24 protein-coding genes are annotated in these 18,362 nt (G+C 36.3%); 8 read left to right on the plus strand and 16 right to left on the minus strand.

Annotation, left to right across the window (positions count from 1 at the left end):
- The first annotated feature begins 57 nt into the window (after positions 1-57).
- Positions 58-873 (plus strand): DUF6597 domain-containing transcriptional factor, encoded by an 816-nt coding sequence (locus ACZ5N5_RS03575; RefSeq protein WP_464373743.1) that lies wholly within the window; start codon positions 58-60, stop codon positions 871-873.
- Positions 874-955: 82 nt separating this feature from the next.
- Positions 956-1,381 (plus strand): VOC family protein, encoded by a 426-nt coding sequence (locus tag ACZ5N5_RS03580; protein WP_245902223.1) that lies wholly within the window; start codon positions 956-958, stop codon positions 1,379-1,381.
- A gap of 37 nt (positions 1,382-1,418) precedes the next feature.
- Here the strand turns inward: ACZ5N5_RS03580 and ACZ5N5_RS03585 are convergent, their stop codons facing one another.
- The 4 genes from ACZ5N5_RS03585 to ACZ5N5_RS03600 all read right to left on the minus strand — a co-directional run bounded on the left by ACZ5N5_RS03585 (position 1,419) and on the right by ACZ5N5_RS03600 (position 4,407).
- A complete protein-coding gene (locus ACZ5N5_RS03585) occupies positions 1,419-1,889 on the minus strand; it encodes a metal-dependent hydrolase (protein ID WP_464373293.1) in 471 nt (156 codons plus the stop codon).
- An 81-nt stretch (positions 1,890-1,970) separates the two neighbouring features.
- The gene (locus ACZ5N5_RS03590; RefSeq protein WP_109982894.1) at positions 1,971-2,675 is read right to left on the minus strand and encodes an MBL fold metallo-hydrolase; all 705 of its coding nucleotides are present in this window, start codon (positions 2,673-2,675) and stop codon (positions 1,971-1,973) included.
- A gap of 32 nt (positions 2,676-2,707) precedes the next feature.
- A complete protein-coding gene (locus tag ACZ5N5_RS03595; RefSeq protein ID WP_464373294.1) occupies positions 2,708-3,607 on the minus strand; it encodes a nuclease-related domain-containing protein in 900 nt (299 codons plus the stop codon).
- A gap of 299 nt (positions 3,608-3,906) precedes the next feature.
- Entirely contained in the window at positions 3,907-4,407 is a 501-nt protein-coding gene (locus tag ACZ5N5_RS03600; protein ID WP_054860443.1) for a CarD family transcriptional regulator, read from the minus strand.
- A 133-nt stretch (positions 4,408-4,540) separates the two neighbouring features.
- On the opposite strand from ACZ5N5_RS03600, the gene ACZ5N5_RS03605 reads away from it, so the two are divergent.
- From ACZ5N5_RS03605 to ACZ5N5_RS03615, 3 genes are all read left to right on the plus strand, one after another.
- Positions 4,541-4,978, plus strand: coding sequence for a MarR family winged helix-turn-helix transcriptional regulator (locus tag ACZ5N5_RS03605; protein ID WP_342767694.1), 438 nt, complete (start codon positions 4,541-4,543; stop codon positions 4,976-4,978).
- 258 nt (positions 4,979-5,236) lie between these two features.
- Positions 5,237-6,016, plus strand: a complete 780-nt coding sequence (locus ACZ5N5_RS03610; RefSeq protein WP_464373295.1) for a Cof-type HAD-IIB family hydrolase — start codon at positions 5,237-5,239, stop codon at positions 6,014-6,016.
- A 125-nt stretch (positions 6,017-6,141) separates the two neighbouring features.
- Positions 6,142-6,567: a DUF2935 domain-containing protein gene (locus tag ACZ5N5_RS03615; RefSeq protein WP_054788739.1), complete on the plus strand. Its 426-nt coding sequence runs from the start codon at positions 6,142-6,144 to the stop codon at positions 6,565-6,567.
- Between the two features lie 71 nt (positions 6,568-6,638).
- On the opposite strand, the gene ACZ5N5_RS03620 is transcribed toward ACZ5N5_RS03615, so the two are convergent.
- Positions 6,639-6,857, minus strand: a complete 219-nt coding sequence (locus tag ACZ5N5_RS03620; RefSeq protein ID WP_054788738.1) for a hypothetical protein — start codon at positions 6,855-6,857, stop codon at positions 6,639-6,641.
- Positions 6,858-7,074: 217 nt separating this feature from the next.
- Between ACZ5N5_RS03620 and ACZ5N5_RS03625 the strand changes: the two genes are divergently transcribed.
- Positions 7,075-7,584 (plus strand): GNAT family N-acetyltransferase, encoded by a 510-nt coding sequence (locus tag ACZ5N5_RS03625; protein ID WP_054788756.1) that lies wholly within the window; start codon positions 7,075-7,077, stop codon positions 7,582-7,584.
- 68 nt (positions 7,585-7,652) lie between these two features.
- On the opposite strand, the gene ACZ5N5_RS03630 is transcribed toward ACZ5N5_RS03625, so the two are convergent.
- The 5 genes from ACZ5N5_RS03630 to uvrA all read right to left on the minus strand — a co-directional run bounded on the left by ACZ5N5_RS03630 (position 7,653) and on the right by uvrA (position 12,010).
- Positions 7,653-8,225, minus strand: a complete 573-nt coding sequence (locus ACZ5N5_RS03630) for a hypothetical protein (protein WP_054788737.1) — start codon at positions 8,223-8,225, stop codon at positions 7,653-7,655.
- Positions 8,222-8,416 (minus strand): hypothetical protein, encoded by a 195-nt coding sequence (locus tag ACZ5N5_RS03635; protein WP_054788736.1) that lies wholly within the window; start codon positions 8,414-8,416, stop codon positions 8,222-8,224. The genes ACZ5N5_RS03630 and ACZ5N5_RS03635 overlap by 4 nt, the downstream gene beginning before the upstream one ends.
- A gap of 58 nt (positions 8,417-8,474) precedes the next feature.
- On the minus strand, positions 8,475-8,786 hold the full coding sequence (locus ACZ5N5_RS03640) for a CHY zinc finger protein (protein ID WP_054788735.1): 312 nt from the start codon (positions 8,784-8,786) through the stop codon (positions 8,475-8,477).
- A gap of 24 nt (positions 8,787-8,810) precedes the next feature.
- Positions 8,811-9,458, minus strand: coding sequence for a pentapeptide repeat-containing protein (locus ACZ5N5_RS03645; RefSeq protein WP_054788734.1), 648 nt, complete (start codon positions 9,456-9,458; stop codon positions 8,811-8,813).
- Positions 9,459-9,553: 95 nt separating this feature from the next.
- A complete protein-coding gene (uvrA, locus tag ACZ5N5_RS03650) occupies positions 9,554-12,010 on the minus strand; it encodes an excinuclease ABC subunit UvrA (protein WP_464373296.1) in 2,457 nt (818 codons plus the stop codon).
- Positions 12,011-12,172: 162 nt separating this feature from the next.
- Here uvrA and ACZ5N5_RS03655 point away from each other — a divergent pair, with 162 nt between their 5' ends.
- A complete protein-coding gene (locus ACZ5N5_RS03655; RefSeq protein ID WP_109982902.1) occupies positions 12,173-12,886 on the plus strand; it encodes a MerR family transcriptional regulator in 714 nt (237 codons plus the stop codon).
- A 52-nt stretch (positions 12,887-12,938) separates the two neighbouring features.
- Here the strand turns inward: ACZ5N5_RS03655 and ACZ5N5_RS03660 are convergent, their stop codons facing one another.
- From ACZ5N5_RS03660 to ACZ5N5_RS03680, 5 genes are all read right to left on the minus strand, one after another.
- Positions 12,939-13,337 carry a RidA family protein gene (locus tag ACZ5N5_RS03660; protein WP_109982903.1) on the minus strand — a complete coding sequence of 133 codons (399 nt, stop codon included), beginning with the start codon at positions 13,335-13,337 and terminating at the stop codon, positions 12,939-12,941.
- 26 nt (positions 13,338-13,363) lie between these two features.
- On the minus strand, positions 13,364-13,780 hold the full coding sequence (locus ACZ5N5_RS03665; protein ID WP_109982904.1) for a VOC family protein: 417 nt from the start codon (positions 13,778-13,780) through the stop codon (positions 13,364-13,366).
- A 29-nt stretch (positions 13,781-13,809) separates the two neighbouring features.
- On the minus strand, positions 13,810-14,874 hold the full coding sequence (locus tag ACZ5N5_RS03670) for a site-2 protease family protein (RefSeq protein WP_054788731.1): 1,065 nt from the start codon (positions 14,872-14,874) through the stop codon (positions 13,810-13,812).
- A 71-nt stretch (positions 14,875-14,945) separates the two neighbouring features.
- On the minus strand, positions 14,946-15,566 hold the full coding sequence (locus ACZ5N5_RS03675) for a hypothetical protein (RefSeq protein ID WP_464373297.1): 621 nt from the start codon (positions 15,564-15,566) through the stop codon (positions 14,946-14,948).
- A 16-nt stretch (positions 15,567-15,582) separates the two neighbouring features.
- Positions 15,583-16,416 (minus strand): DUF7587 domain-containing protein, encoded by an 834-nt coding sequence (locus ACZ5N5_RS03680; protein WP_464373298.1) that lies wholly within the window; start codon positions 16,414-16,416, stop codon positions 15,583-15,585.
- 258 nt (positions 16,417-16,674) lie between these two features.
- Here ACZ5N5_RS03680 and ACZ5N5_RS03685 point away from each other — a divergent pair, with 258 nt between their 5' ends.
- Positions 16,675-17,325: an SDR family oxidoreductase gene (locus ACZ5N5_RS03685; protein WP_054788728.1), complete on the plus strand. Its 651-nt coding sequence runs from the start codon at positions 16,675-16,677 to the stop codon at positions 17,323-17,325.
- Between the two features lie 82 nt (positions 17,326-17,407).
- Here ACZ5N5_RS03685 and ACZ5N5_RS03690 read toward each other — a convergent pair whose 3' ends face one another.
- Entirely contained in the window at positions 17,408-18,322 is a 915-nt protein-coding gene (locus ACZ5N5_RS03690) for a VOC family protein (RefSeq protein WP_464373299.1), read from the minus strand.
- Between the last annotated feature and the right edge of the window lie 40 nt (positions 18,323-18,362).

The following is an 18,362-nucleotide window of genomic DNA, read 5'->3' on the forward strand; positions in this document are numbered from 1 at the left end:
GATGTTATTATGATAAAATATATTTAACTTTGCTAGGAATGGAGGGAATGGTTGATTATGACAGAATTTCTAACCTATCATCCACCACCACCTTTGTCGGATTATATTCATATCTTTTGGTACAGCAATGGACTTCAATCACCCCACGAAAAAGAACGCGTACTCCCGGATGGATCAATAGAATTAGTGATCAATTTACGAGAAGATATCATCAAGCTATATGATAAAGAGACGCATGATCACTTTACAAGTTATCAGGGGAGCATCATTTCTGGTCCTCATTCAGATTTTGTTGTGATCGATACCGCAAGTCAAACGAATACGGTAGGTATTCATTTTAAGCCTGGAGGTGCTTTTCCTTTTTTCCCAGTTGCGATTTACGAGTTATGGAATACCCATCTTTCTTTGGAGCAATTATGGGGCGATAAAGTAAAGGCATTACGTGAAAGGCTACTTGAGGCTCGCTCACCTACTTTTATGTTCCACATCTTGGAGCAATTTTTAATAAAGATGAAAAAGGATACAACCAACCACCCAATTATCACCTATGCCCTAGCTAAATTTCAAACACCAGAATATCCGCTTCGAATTAGCGATATCACTGATCAAATCAATCTAAGCCCTCGGCACTTTATCGATATTTTCAAAAAAGAAGTTGGTCTGACACCTAAGCAATTTTGGCGTGTACAACGATTTCAACATATCCTCAGCTCCATTCACAAAGTAGATTCAATTGATTGGATGGATATCGCACTAGCATGTGGATATTATGATCAGGCCCATTTCATTCACGATTTCCGTTCCTTTTCAGGCATAAAACCAACAGCTTATCAATCGAATCAAGCTTTTAAAAATCACGTTCCGCTTTTTTAGATAGGTCATTTTTTTACAATAATAAATGACATGTGCTGATTATAATGAATGTAACAAATATTTTTGAATGGAGGAGATTATTATGTATCCTATTCCTAGAGGCCATCACACTGTAGCACCCTATATGATTATTAGAGAAGCTGCCAAAGCGATAGAATTTTATAAGAAGGCATTTGGTGCAAGTGAGGTAATGTGCCTAAAAAATGATAATGGAAAGATAAAGCATGCAGAAATTAAAATTGGGGATTCCATCATCATGATAGTGGACGAGTTCCCAGACTTTGAATTAATGCGCGGTCCCCAGTCGCTTGGTGGTTCTTCTATGCATATTTTCCTTTATGTAGAAGATGTAGACTCTCTCTACCGGCAAGCAATGGAAGCTGGTGCAAAAGAGTTAGCACCAGTAGAGGATCAAGCAGATGGAGATAGGCGCGGAGGATTAATCGATCCATTTGGACATATTTGGTGGATGGCCACACATGTGAAGGATGTTCGATTAGAGGGATAATTCGGGGCGGGCGTTTGACAATGTCCGCCCTTTTCTATTATAAAATTAGATCCTTCCCAAAATAGATGGTCACTAGCGTTAACCCCAATAGAACGATATTCTCTACAGTTCCACCAGTTTTTGTTGTGATTGGGAAGCGAATGGTGATACTGACTGGATAAAAAAGCTTAATTCCATTTTTCGTTGCAGCATCCAAAATAAAATGGCTTACCATTCCTACTAGAACTCCCATAATAATCGATGAATTATCTGTGAAAAGAGTTAATAAATAGCCAACTAGTAACAAAAATAAGAGGCTATGGGTAAAGGTTCTGTGGCCAAATATTGTATTGATTACTTTTGAAATAAGCGGAAACCTTCTACCAATTTTACTTCCACCATGGCAAATGTCAGGCAAAACAGCCCCAAAAGCCCCTGCGATAATAAAAATAGTAGGGTCATAGTGTTGATAATGGGCAACAGCGGCAGCCGATGCTATCCCACCCATAATATGTGTCTTTCCTGTCATTTTACTTCTCCTTGTATGTACTGTCTTTAGTAGTGATTGATGCAGATAAGGAAACGTTTGTTCTTATTTTAGCATAGTTTATTAGTATAGGAAAGCATTAGTTTTGGTATATTTTCCGCCATGGTAGCAATAATAGGTGTTCGCATCAAGTTTTTTTAATTTTGCTAATGACTTTTTTGCATCCTCCATATTTAAACAATAATCAGGATTAGCGATCATAAGCTTGTGATCCTGATGAACTGCGGCATCCCCTGTAATTACACTGTTTAAATGAGGGAAGAACAAAGAAATATGGCCTGATGTATGCCCTGGTGTGGCAACAACCTCACAACTTTTATCTAAGATTAGATCACCATTATAGACAACTCTATCAACTGAAACATGTTTCTGTTCTTTCAGTTGGCTTATAAACGATTTTCCAAACTCTTGGAGTTCTTTTGGCATGTGCTGTTGCATCTCTTCAGCTTGCTTCAACCTTTCAGATTTAACCTGCCCGCTAATGTATTTAGATTCTGTGTCACTTGCTATTATATTTATCCAAGGAAATTGATCCTTAAATTCTCGCAATGAACCGATATGATCCATGTCATAATGGGTAATAATAATATTTTTTAATTGACCTATTTGGTAGTGATTTTTAATGATCGCTTCCTCAATTAACTTTAAACAAAAGGGATATCCCGTATCCACTAAGGTGAGCTCACCCCTCGATTCTATTAAACTAGGATAAATATAATCCTTTTGGTCATTAAATTCGACTTTTATTGGTAATTCTATTATTTTCATTTCTTCACCTCTTTCAAAAATTGTCCATTATTTCACTTTCTCACAAAATACGCACCTTTATTAGCTCCCATTTTCTCAAAGTTTTTCTTAAGAACAGTTCTAATACTCCAATTAAGATCCATTTCACACCAATCGTGAATAATTTTAGTCGTTATTTTTTGATTTGGAAATAATATTTGAAATTCATCTATATTGCGTAAAAGGACGTGCTGTAAGTTTTCTTTTTCTCCACATGCTCTACACGTACAACTTTTTTTTGCTATATCCTTTAGTATTCCGGAACAGGAAGGGCAGCGCATTCCTTTTTTTAATTCATTGTAATGGTAATCAGGAAGTGTTTGTTGAGGGGATGTTTTTTTATTTAGGCTATGTAATTTGTCGGATAATTGCTGTAGAGACGGAGATAGTGGAATTGTTTGATTAAATTGTCTGATATACTGCCCTAACTGGGATGGTAAAATAATTTTATCCGTTCGAGGTGCATGAAAAAGTGTAAATTCGGGGTTCGGAAATACTGCAGTAGGTACTATTGGGGTGGTGAAGCCAAGTTGATGGAAAAGCTGCCTAAGCAAGGAGCTGGATCTTTTTAACTGAATAAGCGGATCATCCACTTCTTTCTCCGAAATATGATAGAGCTTTTCGTCTTGATCATAATATTCACCAATATAATTCTTTATTTCATACATATAAAACAGATTATTATATAGAAGCCCCTGATCTATTTGGAAAAACCTATCGTTATAATTTAAACAAAGATCTTTTAACAATATGTAACCACCTGGGAGTTGTTCTAGTAGATGATCAAAATAGACCTCCCCTTCATAACCTCTTTTTAAGCTCCTATACCTTCTTTTGTCTTTGCTAGAAAATCGCTTACGGTAAATAAGTGCTTTATAGACTTGCAATTCATGAGCTTTTTTACGCGCTCGCAAATGTATGCTCCTTTCTTTTCTAACATTCTATTATAAATACAAAAACAATGCTAGTGTTATCTGATTTAATTGTTAATGTTCGTGAGAATTTTATCTTGATTATTTTGCTTGATGACTACGGGATAACCAAGATATTTTGTTTTATCTTGGTTATTTTACTGGGTGACTGCGCGATGGCCAAGATATCTGGCTTTATCTTGGTTATCTTGATGGGTGACTGCGCGATGGCCAAGATATACTAATCTTTACATAAAAAAAACTGCATAAAAGAGCTTACAAACTCTTCTACGCAGTGAATTCTATACCGTCTGTCTAATCATATTGTTCACTTTGCTGGCAATCTCCTCGTACGTCGTGTCTAATGAGACAGCCAGCTCACTGAACATAATATTTTGTACTGATTCTAACAGCTTGTGATCCAAATCAGACACCTTGTGGCCGTTTTCTTTAGCCTTTATTTCTTTTTTCATTAGTGTATTTAGAATATTAGAAATCTTTTGGCGGTTTCCTGTATGAACATAACTCGTATATTTTTTATTGCGTTCTCTTGCATTGTCGATCCATTCCACACCTGGAAATTGGAACGAATGTAATATTTCCTTGGCTTCTTCTTTATTCATAACTGTCCACATGTTAGTTTGATTATCCTCAACAGGTGCACTAATCGTCAAATTTGGATCTTTTACTGGGTGCATCACATAGTAGGTTCTCTCTTTATCTCTAAACTTCTTTTCACAGATGTCGTCAATTTTACACAAACCATGTGTCGAATAGATAATCATATCTCCAACATTAAACATTTAGTCAAGCCTCCAACTAACATTTTGTCAACTTAGTTTACAATTATAGTATACGCCATTTTTAAAAAGATGTCAATCTAGTTGACAAAGGAGAGTGCTTTTTTTATAATTAGTTTCGAAAAAATGCGCAGGAGTGGTCTTGTTGAATGATGACTTACACAACCTCAGCTTATTCGATATGCTTAGCGAACGGCAAATACAGCTTCGTAAATTATTAGAAGATTTGCGAAATGATCATAGTGAAATAATTCTATCCAATTCCGAATGGTACATTCTCGCTAAAATCGATAAAAAGGAGCCAACGATAGCATCTGTTGCTAAGAATGTAGATATCTCGAGACAAGCAACACATAAATTCATTAAAAATCTGGCAGCAAAGGGATTAATAGAAATCATTGATGCCAAACATAACAAAAAAGAGAAATGTATTCGTTTAACCGATCTTGGTATAAGTTGCTATGAAAAAAATGAGGCATTAAAAAAAGAATTAGAGGATAAAATGGCCGTCAAAATTGGGGAAGAACAACTTCAATATTTAAAAAACATGCTCAAAATAGATTGGGGATTGTAATGGGTCTGCTCTAATAGCAGACCTTTTTTCTAGCATAAAGGTTGAACCTTACCATCACGCTAGCATGGCTATTACGCTGATAAGGTCAACAATATTTTAGAGGGGAGTTGGAAATCATTCCCCTCCTCTATTAGTCTAATTTATGAAACCAGTTTCAGATCAAGGAAAAACGAATATTTGACATGAAACGCGTTTCATAGCTTACACTAAGGATGGTAACCATACGACATCAAATATAAAAGGAAAGTGGGACAAGAAATGAAAGAACAAAGTGTTATATTTTTTGATATAGACGGAACATTATTAGACCATGATAAAAAATTGCCTCCTTCCACAAAAGAAGCGATTTTCCAATTAAAAGAGAATGGACATCTAGTTGCTATTGCTACAGGCCGTGCACCTTTTATGTACGAGGATTTGCGCGAAGAATTAGGCATTGATACATTTGTGAGTTATAACGGGCAATATATTGTTTTAAACGGGGAAGTGCTACATACGAATCCATTAAATATCGATTCTTTAATTAAACTAACTGAAACTGCTCTTCACAATGATCATCCCGTTGTATTTATGGATCATGAAGATATGAAGGCGAATGTTCCTGATCACCCTCATGTCAAAGAAGGAATTGAGTCATTAAAGATCAAGCATTTTCCGACACATGATCCGTATTATTACGAAGGACGCGAATTATATCAATCTCTTTTATTTTGTCCAGAAGGGGAAGTGAAACAGTATAAAGATAATTTTCGCGATTTTGATTTTGTGAGATGGCATCCTTTATCTGTTGATGTCCTCCCTAAAGGTGGTTCAAAGGCAAAAGGGATCGAAAAGATTGTAGAAAAACTAAATATTCCAAAAGAAAGAATATATGCTTTTGGGGATGGCTTGAATGACATCGAAATGCTATCGACAGTAAACAACAGTGTTGCAATGGGAAATGCGGAGGAAAAAGTGAAACATGTAGCAAAATATATTACAGAGTCTGTGGAGAATAATGGGATAGAACATGGGCTTAAGCTAGTTGGTTTACTATAATTACTAAAAACCCAATTTTGGAGACTTCTCTAGAATTGGGTTTTTTCATTTGCATCGGATCAAGTTCTAATCCTGTATCCTTTCGTATATGTATTTAATGATGTCAATAAGGATGGAGGGTTTTTATGCAATATTATTATGGGAATCAGATGCCACTTCGTGTCCTAGATGAAGCTGAGTTTTGGAAGCATCAAGAAGAAGAGCATACAGTCGTTATTAGAGAGCTCGTTAAAAATTTGGAGCAGCCATACGTTGATGCACTGAAAGAATGGGAGAAGGCTTTTGCTCAAACCCATCAGCAAGTAGTGAGGTATATTGAAACAGTTAACCGATCTGCTGGACAGGTTTCAGATGCACTTTATCAGGATATTTTGAAGCTAACCTCTTTTTGCCTTGAACAGAGTCAGCAATTTATAAACTTTTGTCGTACATTAATGGAAGAAAGTAAACCGATCAGCACCAATCAAACCGCTAAGGTCGTGTTGAATCATATTATTGTAGAATCAGAATACTTTATCGGGGTTGCCCAAACTATTTTATATCAAAAATAGAAAGTTACTTCCTTCTACCGCTTTTAAGGTGTTGTCCTTTATAGTCTAATTCTGTAAAGGGCTTTTTTACTTTATTTTAATTTTGCTGGAATAAAATATGCGATGGTTGCTGATAGAAAGGCTATGATTATGGGTTGGAATAAATGGATTTCCTGTGGAGAATTGACACCAAGACTGCTTACGTTTGCTATATATGGCGTATACCACAAAGTTAAAATCATTCCAGATATGAGTTGAAGTAAGGAATAGATGATTAAAAAACTTACAGCAAAAACTATATATTTCTTCACTTTTAAAAAACCTCTCATTTCACTTTATTTTATTCTTACCTAAGGGTTCGTACAGACGTTAAATAGATTTCAGTCTTCTAAGAAGCCAACTAGTATAGGCTAAAATTATCTATTACACATATTAATCTGTATTCGTTTTCATTGACTTACACCTTTTCTTTAAAATATACTTAAATTACCTAAGGAAAATTTAAAAGGGAGTGATTGCGTGAAAACTATGATAAGTAAATGTACACTTGATGACTTACGTCTTTTGCAGGATATTGCTACAGATACCTATAATGAAACATACAGCCATTTAAACACTCCAGAAAACATGAACGATTATTTAGAAAATGCCTTCAATGCTAATCAACTTACAAAAGAACTATCCAATGAATTTTCTTCTTTTTTATTCTTGTATTCCAATGATATTCTCATCGGTTATTTAAAAATTAATGAGGGACCAGCCCAAACCCGTGAAGTCGGGGAAAATGCTATGGAAATTGAACGAATTTACGTCAAACAAAAGTACCAAGACAAAGGTTTTGGTAAAACATTACTGCAGACAGCCATTGAGCTAGCCAAAGAGCATAACAAAAATGAAATATGGCTAGGTGTTTGGCGAAAGAACAAAAATGCCATTGAATTTCATAAGAGCAAAGGCTTTGAAATAAGAGGTCAATACTCTATCTTTATTGGTGATGAAGAAAAAGAAAACTATATTATGGTAAAAACCTTGAAATAGGTAGATTGAGAGAAGAGGATTTCTCTCTTCCTACTTCGTTTTTTTCAGCTATGGCATGCCACACTTCTCTAACTATATGAAGACCTAACCACATTTTCCTCTAATACCTTTTGTAGATTTTGCTCCATCTCCTCTGTCATCACAATACAGCTTATCGTTCGAAATCTTGACTTAATTTTTAACTCTTTTTTATCATTAATTTCTGAAGAAAAGCCATAATGCCTACTGTTTACATCTATCGGAACAAATTCAAATGACTTTATTTTTTCCCATCGAATAAACTGATTCCCACTAAGAATCCCTTTATTTGTGATAGAAAACAACTGAAACAAATCATTGGAATGAAGTAAAGGGATAAAGAAAAAGGGGTACAAATAGAAATTAAATTCATCGTGAAAAATGGCCAGGATAAACAGCGTTGTTGCTAATACTAGTGTAAAAGCATATAGGATGATCCCCCATTTTTGTGTGGAAAGGGTCGGGGGTTTTATTTCTCTACGTTCAGAGTTTTTAATGGAAGCCATCTCCTCATCTGTTAGCGGCATAATTACACCTTGATTCATTTTCTTTAAAAGGACGATTAACTTATAGCTATGATATCCGATAAATAGAAGAAATAATAGACTCATTAATATTCTCATGCGCCATCACCTCTTGTCTTGTAAAAGTTGGAAACCATTAATAGAATTATTCCTATGATCATGAGTGGTATTGCAGAAAAGCCTAACATATTCTCTTGAATTCCTAACGTGCTATGAAAGGTAATGCCAAAAGCCACTAACCATATTCCGATAAAGAATAATGTTTTACTCTTTTTGCGATGTTTCTCCATCTTAATTCCCCCGTATTAATATACGAATAACTCAAGGCTTTCGTTTCATAAAACTTCGCTATTCAAAATACAGATGGTAGTGGTTTTCACATCTTTCATTGAATCTCGACTTACAATGTAAACAATGATTTGTATTTATGTACTGATTAATCGTTAATTCTACTCCACAGACTCCACAGATTATCGCTTTTTCCTCTCTTTCCTTTGCGCTCCATAGTTCAATCGAATGATTTTCACATTCTTGATGACATTTATAGCATGGATAAAATTTATGACAACATTTAAATTTTATCGCAATAATATCCTTTACATTATGATAATGTTTACAGCGAGTTTGGTTATCTACAGTAAGTCCATAGATTTTTGGCATGTTGTTCACCTCATTAAACGTATTTTATTGCTTTACTTTTAACCCTAACAATCGAGAAAAACCAATAGCTTGTTCAGGTGAAACTACACATCCTTCTAGACTTTCCATCGAAACATTCATTCTATCAAATGTACAAGTACTAATATCAATGCCTTTAAGCACCGTTTGATGGAAATCGACCTCATTCATATCACTCTTCTGAAACTCCACATTGATAAATTTACTACGATAATAATTAGCATTTTGTAAGGAGGTCTGATCAAATATTACTTGATTTAAACGAGACTCCGCAAAACTACTGAACCTCGCGATACATCCCTCAAAGGATACATTCCCTAACGAGCTTTCCGAAAAATCCACACCTAATAATTTACAATCCTTAAACGCAACTCTATGTATCGATCCCTGTCTCAAATTAACATTTGATAGATCACAATTTTCAAAGATCACATCCGTCAAGTCTGCCCTTTCCAAAGAAACACTCGGAAAGGTCACTCCTTTAAAAATAACCTTGGATATCATCACAGGATAAAAATTTTTACTACTTATCATGCTATTAGATATCTTACAATTTGATAATTCCAGCTCTTCTTTTGTGAAAATATCCCCTTCCTTCCCTTCTTCTAAATCAAAAGGGATTTCAGGTAATTTGATTTTAAAGTTTTTTGTCATAACAACACCTCTTTGCACCATTATAACAAAAATTTATTGAATGATAGATCCAAAAAAAGCTGAACTTTACGAAGCTCAGCTCGGTGAAACTCTGCCTATAAGTACTTTCCGGTATAGGAAGTTTGATTTTCTCTTATCGTTGCTGGTGTTCCTTCGGCTATAATTTGACCTCCATTTACTCCTCCTTCGGGACCTAGATCAATCACCCAATCTGCCGCTCTAATCATTTGGCTATTATGCTCCACCATAATAACCGTATTTCCTGCATCCACTAATCTATCTAATAGCTTTAGTAATTGAACAGTATCATTGGGATGTAATCCTGTTGTAGGTTCATCTAATAAATATAAGGATTTTTTATTCCCTTGTTTCATGAGCTCCTTAGCCAGCTTCAATCGTTGTCCTTCTCCACCTGAGAGGGTAGTTAAGGATTGGCCTAATTTCAGATATCCAAGACCAATCTCCACTAGTAAATCAAGAACGTATTTCACCTTTCTCTCCTTGTTGAAAATCGTTAAACAATCATGAACAGAGCTTTCCAATATATCATTAATGGAATGCTCCTTATATTTTACTGAAAGGATCTCCTTCTTAAATCTCTTTCCATGACAAACAGGACAAATTACCTCTAAATCCTCGAAGAATAGCATGTTTGTTGATACATAACCTAATCCTTGGCAATTTTCACAACGTCCACCGACTGTATTAAAAGAAAAATGCTTTGCTGTCAGCTTGTTCTCTTTCGCTACTGTTAACTGAGAAAATAGCTTTCGAATTTCAGTAAACACTTCTATATATGTTGCAATATTAGACCGTTTCATTCTACTTAGTGGTGACTGACCGACTGTTATCATTTGATCAAAATATTGAAGGCCTGTAACCTTCTCAAAGCCTTCGTGGATTTTGTCGTTCCCTTTTGCTAATACATCAAAAACAAGCGATGATTTCCCTGAACCTGATACACCTGTAACCGCTGTAAGACATCCAATTGGAAAGGAAGTGGTTATATCCTTTAGATTATGAACATTGGCATGATGTACCGTTATTTTCTTACCAATCCCTTGCCGGAAATCACTCACCATTTTGTGCTCTTCCCGTAAATATTTCCCTGTCACGGAAGCTTCCTGTTCCATTAATTCCTGTAAGTTTCCCTCGCCAACGATTGCTCCTCCCATTTTACCTGCACCTGGACCCATATCTATGATATAGTCTGCATGCTTCATCACGTCTACGTCATGCTCGATGACTAAGACTGTATTACCTAAATCTCTAAGCTTTTTCAATACACTTAACAGTCCTAAGGTGTCCTTCGGATGTAACCCTACAGTAGGTTCATCCATGATATAAAGTACCCCTGTTAATGCAGAATCGAGAAGGGCTGAAAGTCTTAACCTTTGTACTTCTCCTCCCGATAGGCTTATCACTTGGCGATCTAACGTCAAATATCCCAATCCTATTTTGATAATTCTTGTAAGCTTTGTCTCTAAATCTTTTATAAACGTCTTAGTGATCGAATAACTTTCTACATCTAATGACTTCTCTAGACTTTTGCTCCATTTTAGCATTTCCTCTAAAGAATGGTTTACGAGGTGTGTAATCGTTTTATCTGCTACCTTAACCCTTCGGCTAGTTTCGTTTAACCTTTCTCCTTTACAATCAGGACATGTCTGGGAATAAAAATAATTTTCAGCTTCTGCAGAGGCTCCAGCCTTTTCCGTAAACCTTCTCCACATTCCTGTTAATACACCTTCAAATTTGCCTTTATCAACCGTTTTTGGAGGCTTAACAGTAGGGAAATATTTCTTCACTTCCTCACTTTCGACACCATAATATAAAATTGCCTTTTGGGCAGGGGTATAGTCTTTTAGAGGTAGTTGTTCTTGAAGTGATATACCGTAATAGTTCATCGCAGCTTTTACAATAGATACCTGATAGTCTGCATAGCGCCCTTTCCATATATCTACGGCTCCATTTTCAATCGAATGTGCTTGATGGAAGAGAGATTCTTTATGAATATCGACGACTTCTCCTAGACCTTTACAAGTAGGGCAGGCTCCTTCAGTGGTATTGTAAGAGAAATGCGTTCGAGTCAATTTTTCCATTCGATGCTGACATTTCGGGCAATGAATATATTCTCGAAAGCTATTTTCTTCTTTCTCTATTTCCTCTTCATTCCAAGTTGGCTCTATCTCATACTGACAAACAGAACATCTCCTCCTACCAATTTTCTCAAAAATCATCCGTAGACTTGTATACATATCTGTTACGGTTCCAACTGTTGAGCGAGGATTCTTATTGGCAATTTGTTGGTTAATACTGATGGATGGAGAAAGCCCACTCATGAATTCTACTTTCGGTTTATCAATTCCTTGTAAGCCCATGGATTCTAGATATTGCCTCTGACATTCTTTAAATAATGTATCTATTGCCAAGGTAGACTTTCCTGATCCGGAAGGACCTGTTAGGACAATGAGTTGATTTTTTGGAATAGATACTGACAGGTCCTTTAAATTATTTTCTTTTGCCCCATTTACCACGATTACATTTTCCAAAACTATCTCCTCCAATATCTTTTCTATTTCAAGCATACAACATTTATGCAAGTGCAAAGTTTTGATAGCAATGTTATTATTATAATAGGCTTAAAATGAATCAAACCCGTCATGGGATTACAATGTTTTAATTGAATCTTTTAAAGAAAAGAGAGGGCTCCTATGGAATTAAGACCGATAGACATTGCTCGAGAGCTAGACGTAGGAACCAGTGCCTTACGGCATTATGAAAAATGGGGTATTGTTCCACCAGCCAAACGGAAGGCAAATGGGTATCGTGTTTATACGGAAGTACATGAAGCCTATTTCAAATGTATACGCGCTATGTATCCAGGGTTTGGGATGGCCACAGTAAGAAAAGTTATGCCTATGATTCAGCAAAATAAGTTTACGGAAGCTTTATGGGAAGTAAATAGAGTCCAAGCAAATTTATATGAAAATAAACAACAAGCAATAAAGGCATTAGATATATTAAAACCTGATAATATGGAGAGCTTTTTGAATAGGCAAAATAAAAACCTGTATAACATTGGGGAAGTAGAGAGGGAAATTAAAGTCCCAGCCACTACGATTCGGCATTGGGAAAAAGAGGGCTTAATTAAACCTGTTAGGGACGCTGAGAATGGCTATCGAATGTATAGTCGTGACGATATTCGTAAATTATTAATCATTCGAACCGTTCAATCATCGGTATATTTCCTTGATAGTGTTCGAGAGATACTAGATAGAATCAATCAGCTTAACGTCACAGAGGCAAGAAAAATCACCATGGATTCTTTAGTGTATATGGATTATCAAATTGAGCAGCAACTTCGTGGTGCGCATTACTTATATCGATTAATCAAATTACTGAAGAAAAAAGAAAAAGAGGCATAAGTTAAAACCATGAACTATCTTTTCGATATCCCATGGTTTCAGTAATTTATGTTTATGCTTCAAGCTTAGCTGCCCATAACTCGATTTCGATCTTTATCTCGGGCAAGCCCAATTCAGTGATATACCCTATGGTCATTGATGGATAGTCTGTAGTAAATAACTGCCCCCATTGGGTATAAAAGAAATCCCAATCTATCCTTTCTGTTGCCCATATGTTCACTTTAATAATGTTTGTTGCATCTAATCCTTCAGATTTCAAAAAGGCTTTGATATTACTAAATGTGTTACTCACTTGGTCATTGATGGTAGGAGGAATATTCCCTTCTTGGTCTACCCCTATTTGTCCGGATGTTACGAATAACTCAGCATTTTTAGGAATTCTCGTAATATGTGTGTAATTACCTACAGGTGGTGGCATATTTGACGGGTTTTTTCTCGTAATTTTTTGCATCTTATCGCCTCCTTAGATAAATTTTATTAAAACTCCCATTCCGGATTCCAGACTACCTCCCAAAGATGTCCATCAGGATCTTGAAAGTAACCGGAATATCCTCCCCAAAAGGTGTTACATGCCTTTAGTGTAATGGTGGCTCCCGCTTTTTCTACGAGTTCCATGATTTGATCTACTTCTTCTTTACTGCTTACATTGTGTCCAATCGTAAATTCTGTCGGACTGTTTGCTGTTTTTGTAACCTTTGCATCGTGAGCAATAGCTTCCCTATTCCATAATGCTAATTTAAGTCCAGATTGCAGATCAAAAAAAGCGACAGCACCGTGCTCGAATTCTTCTCCTACTATTCCCTCTGTATGCAAACCTAATCCATCTCGATAAAAGGATACTGCCTTTTCTAAATCATCTACTCCTAATGTAAGAACTGAAATTCGCGGTTCCATAAATCAACATCTCCTTAGGGTTTAATTGGTTACATCATTTGCTCCAGTTCAGGTTGCATTGCACTTGTTAGAACTATAGATAGTTGTTCCTCAGCATAGTAAAAGCCAAATTGCCCTTTGCCTTTCTCTATTTCCTTCATTACTTCGGATAATTGGATTCTTACCTGCTCATTATCCCCGTTCAGCTTGGCGCGAATTGCTTCACTCCTTTTATAACTGATAGGTTCAAAGGAATTCATAAGCCGATGCAATCGGTCAAATTGTACCTTATCCTCCTCCTTATTTACTACCATATCGATCTGCTTAATTTGGTTGATAAATTGTAATGTGAATTTATTTTTCTTTGTTATAGGTATCTGCTTAAATGGTTCAATCAAATTAGAAGCTGTGTCGTAATTTTTCGTGACAAGCGTATAATAAAAGAGAATATGTGCAACCGAAATATTATCAATGGTTGGTTCCAATGTCTTAGCCTGTCTGATTAAATCCTTTGACCAGTCCCTGGGATGTAATGGAGTCATCATTTCCTTAATTAATAATAAAGAAATTAGAAATTCATCTGAATGTTTCCCACCTCTCCATAGCTCCCACAATATACGACCATCGGATTTTAAGGACCCTTGATATGGCAAAATGGTTAAAACGAATACACTTAAATTAAAAATACCAAAGTAGTATACCATATCGATGTTCATGAACTCTCCAGTAAGTAAACTGATCATACCGACTACTACTGAAAAAATAGGGCCACCCGCTGCATACCATTTATGCTGCCGGGCGATCGTTTCTAAATCTTTGGCCAATGGTGTGCAGTTCGAAACTCCACCAAAACTGAACCAGCTGTCATTGACGCTTATACGTAACCGATCTGTTTTTTCAATGGTGATGGGACCAACTGTGACATAATTGAATTTGTAACCTGACCATATTCCAAATACAACGTGTCCTAACTCATGAATGAATAAAGTAAAGAATAAAAGAGCTGCACACATACCGATCAAATTAGCTGTTTCTGCGTAGTTGGTAAAGTTAAACAGTCCAATAAGCATGGCTGAAATAATTACGATGCCAAAAGGCTTCATGATGTCATTCATTATTTGTTTCTCCTCTAGAATGTATTTTCATTTGTGAAGGTTATGGTCTACCATTATCGACTCAATGATTACTAACCTACAATTAAATCAAAAAATCTTTCATATGCATCATATATCTTGTCCGCTTCCACCTGATCCTGAAATTCATCTTCATATTTATAAACAAAGAGATCCATTTCATAAAGGGAAATCAGAATTCTGACAAGTGGCTTCGGCATTGTATCCCAGAAGAATATTTTGTCATCGATAGTCGTCAATTCTTCCAGGATCTCTTCGAATTGTTCTTCATCCAAGCCCTTTCCTTGTTGGAGTTTTTCAAAAAAGCCCCCGCCCTTTTCAATTTGTTCCATGAGACTTGACATAACTTTTTCCTTTGCTTTGTCCGATATTTGATCACAAGCAAGACCCTTCTGCCTCAAGGTGCTGATATTTGCTGCAGCATCCCGTATTCTCTCGGATTCTTCTCCTGAATAATTTCTGGAAAAGTTATAAAGCTCACCACAGACTTCCATGACTGACTGTACGGCATCTTGTGGAATAGAGTCCTTATCACTCCATTGCTCCATCAATAGTGAAAACGACCTTTTCATATTTTCATATTCCTTCTCATCCATGCCATTACCCATCCGCAGTTTAACAAGCAAATTTATCTCCGATTCAATAAAATGTTCCAATAATGTTAATTGGTCCATATTGACACCCCTTTTGTTAATTCATAAACTCGGAAGGACGACCGATTAACTCAAATGCTTCCTTAGGAATAAATTTTTCAACAAGTACCTCCTGTGAACTATTCGCATAATTCCGGACCATTTGAAATGGTTTACCAGCCTTGGTGACTAGATACTTTTCTTGTATTTCGGGGTCTGTTAAATCATAGTATTTATTAGTAACCTTATTCAAATCAATTCGTACTATCCGAAGATCCTGTGGCTTCCTGTCATTATTTATATCATACCTAGCATTGTCGAGGGCAACATCAAAGCTTTTGGTTGTGGAAATAAATTGAGAGCCTTTAAAATTCTCCTTACTTCCATTTCTCACATGTCCAGCAATACTCATATTTCTATCCGGCCTCCTAGCCTTTATACCCTCGGAGATATCCTGCTTATCTGGTAAAACACGGTAAACAATCTTTTCCCCTGACTTTGGCTTTATACCAATTTTTTTCAACAGATCATCTGCCTGATTTACCTTTTCTTGAATCTCCTCTACTCCATCAGAGGAATAAGTATTTCCACTCGAAAAAGAAGATATAGCTTCATCTACTGTTCCTATCAGTTCCCCTATATAATTGACAATACCCTTAACCGTCTCTTCTACACCGTCAATCGTATTCTCAATACTATCTCCAACTGAACCGAACCAATCAGTTACAGGCTCCAGAAATCCTCCATCTGCTTCAACAGAGCTAACAGTGGCTAATGTTGAGATATCAGCAAGAGGTGCTCTCTCCGCTGATGTGTTTATTGGCTGCATAAAAGAAAAAAGCATAAGTGCAATGAAGAAACAGAGCAGATATGGGTGTTTAATTTTCTTCAACTTTCTTTCCTCCTAACTATTAAATGTGATAGATTCATCCGTCTAGAATATGAACTCAGATGATAACGTTTCATTCTATGTATGATTAATTACACTCTTTATAATAGAAAAGATTTCAAGTAAAGTCTATGTAATTTATACATATAATAAAATTTAGTATTTTTTTCCTAATAAGCCTTTTCTAAGTAAGCGCAAGATTATTAATTTATCATTAATTAGGTTAAAATAATAAATAGAACATGTAGAAAGGGTGAAAAAATGAAAGTTTTAGTTATTGGTGCTAATGGACAAATCGGTAAACATCTGGTTTCCTTTATTCAGGAAAATGACAAGCTAGAGGCAAGGGCTATGATTCGTGATGAAAAACAGGCTCCTTATTTCAAAGAATTAGGTGCAGAAATAGCGGTAGTAGATCTAGAAGATGAAATAGAAGCCATTGCAAAAGCTGCAGATGGAGTCGATGCTATCGTCTTTACTGCCGGATCTGGTCCAAACACAGGGAAGGATAAGACACTGATGATCGACTTAGATGCTGCTGTGAAAACAATGGAAGCAGCGAAAGAAGCGAAAGTTAAACGATATATTATGATCAGTTCCTTTGATACCACTCGTGAAGCTATTCAATCTGCTCCAGAGTCCTTTGCTCCATATGTAGTGGCGAAGCATTATGCAGATGAATGGCTTAAATCCACTAACCTAGACTATACCATTATACACCCTGGGTTATTAACAAATGATTCTGGAAAAAATAAAGTTGAGCTTGCAACAACGGTAGCAAGAGGAGAAGTTCCTCGAGAAGACATTGCGAGAGTTATTGTAGAAAGTTTAATCAATGATTCCACGATCGGGAAGGAATTCCAGGTTGTTGGTGGAAGCACCCCTGTCGAGGAAGCAGTAAAATCTGTCTAACTAAAGTGAAATCAAGTGCTTGTGAAAGGACCCCCTAAAAAAGGGGGTTATTTTCACCTTGTGTATTTATACCATCTACTGATTATCCCTTATACACTTTTTTCAATTCTGCCAGATCGAGCTTCTTCATTTTAAGTGTTGCTTGATTCAGTCGATTGATTTGTTCTGCAGTGCTATTATTCATCATCTCATCCATTTCTCTCGGTACGATTTGCCAAGACACTCCAAACTTATCCTTTAACCAACCACATTGTTCGGACTCAGGAACAGCCGATAGCTTATCCCAATAGTCATCAATTTCTTCTTGCGTATCGCAATATACCATAAAGGAGATCGCCTCATTGAATTGGAAGTCATGATCCATTGCACTATCCATTGCAGTAAACCAATGATCTAATAGCATGAAATCTGAAAACATAACCGTCCCTTCTTTATCAAGCTCCATGCCTTCAGGATAGCGATAAATCTGTCCCCAATTTGTGCTCTTAAAGGTAGACACATAAAAGTCAACGGCTTCCTCAGCTTTCCCACACACCTCACCAACAAACATAAGCGAAGGTAAAATAGCAGGCCTTTCTTCTCCATCAGGATTAGTCAGGATTAACTGCCACGATACACCATACTTATCTTGAATCCAGCCGTACATTTCGCTAAACGGATACTTATCTAAAGGCATTAGCTCAGAACCACCTTCAGATAATTTGTTCCAAACCTCCTCGAGTTTCTCACGAGCGTTGGCTTCTCGTGATGGATCAAAATTAACGGTAAATGAAATAGATGGATTGAATTGGAAATAAGGACCTGCGCTGATAGCCATAAACCCCTGTCCCCATAATTCAAATGAGACTAAGTTAGCGTCACCTGATGGGGTATCATTCAATGTCGTACTGTTTGTCATGTTTGATTCAGGAAAAATCGACGTATAAAACTTCGCTGCTTCAGCGGCCTCCTTATCAAACCACAAATGTGGAACAATATTTTTCTTTAATTTTGTCATTATTCTCCCTCCTTTATGTGCATATTCTATCATAGCTATT

The organism is Gracilibacillus sp. JCM 18966 (genome assembly GCF_055392695.1).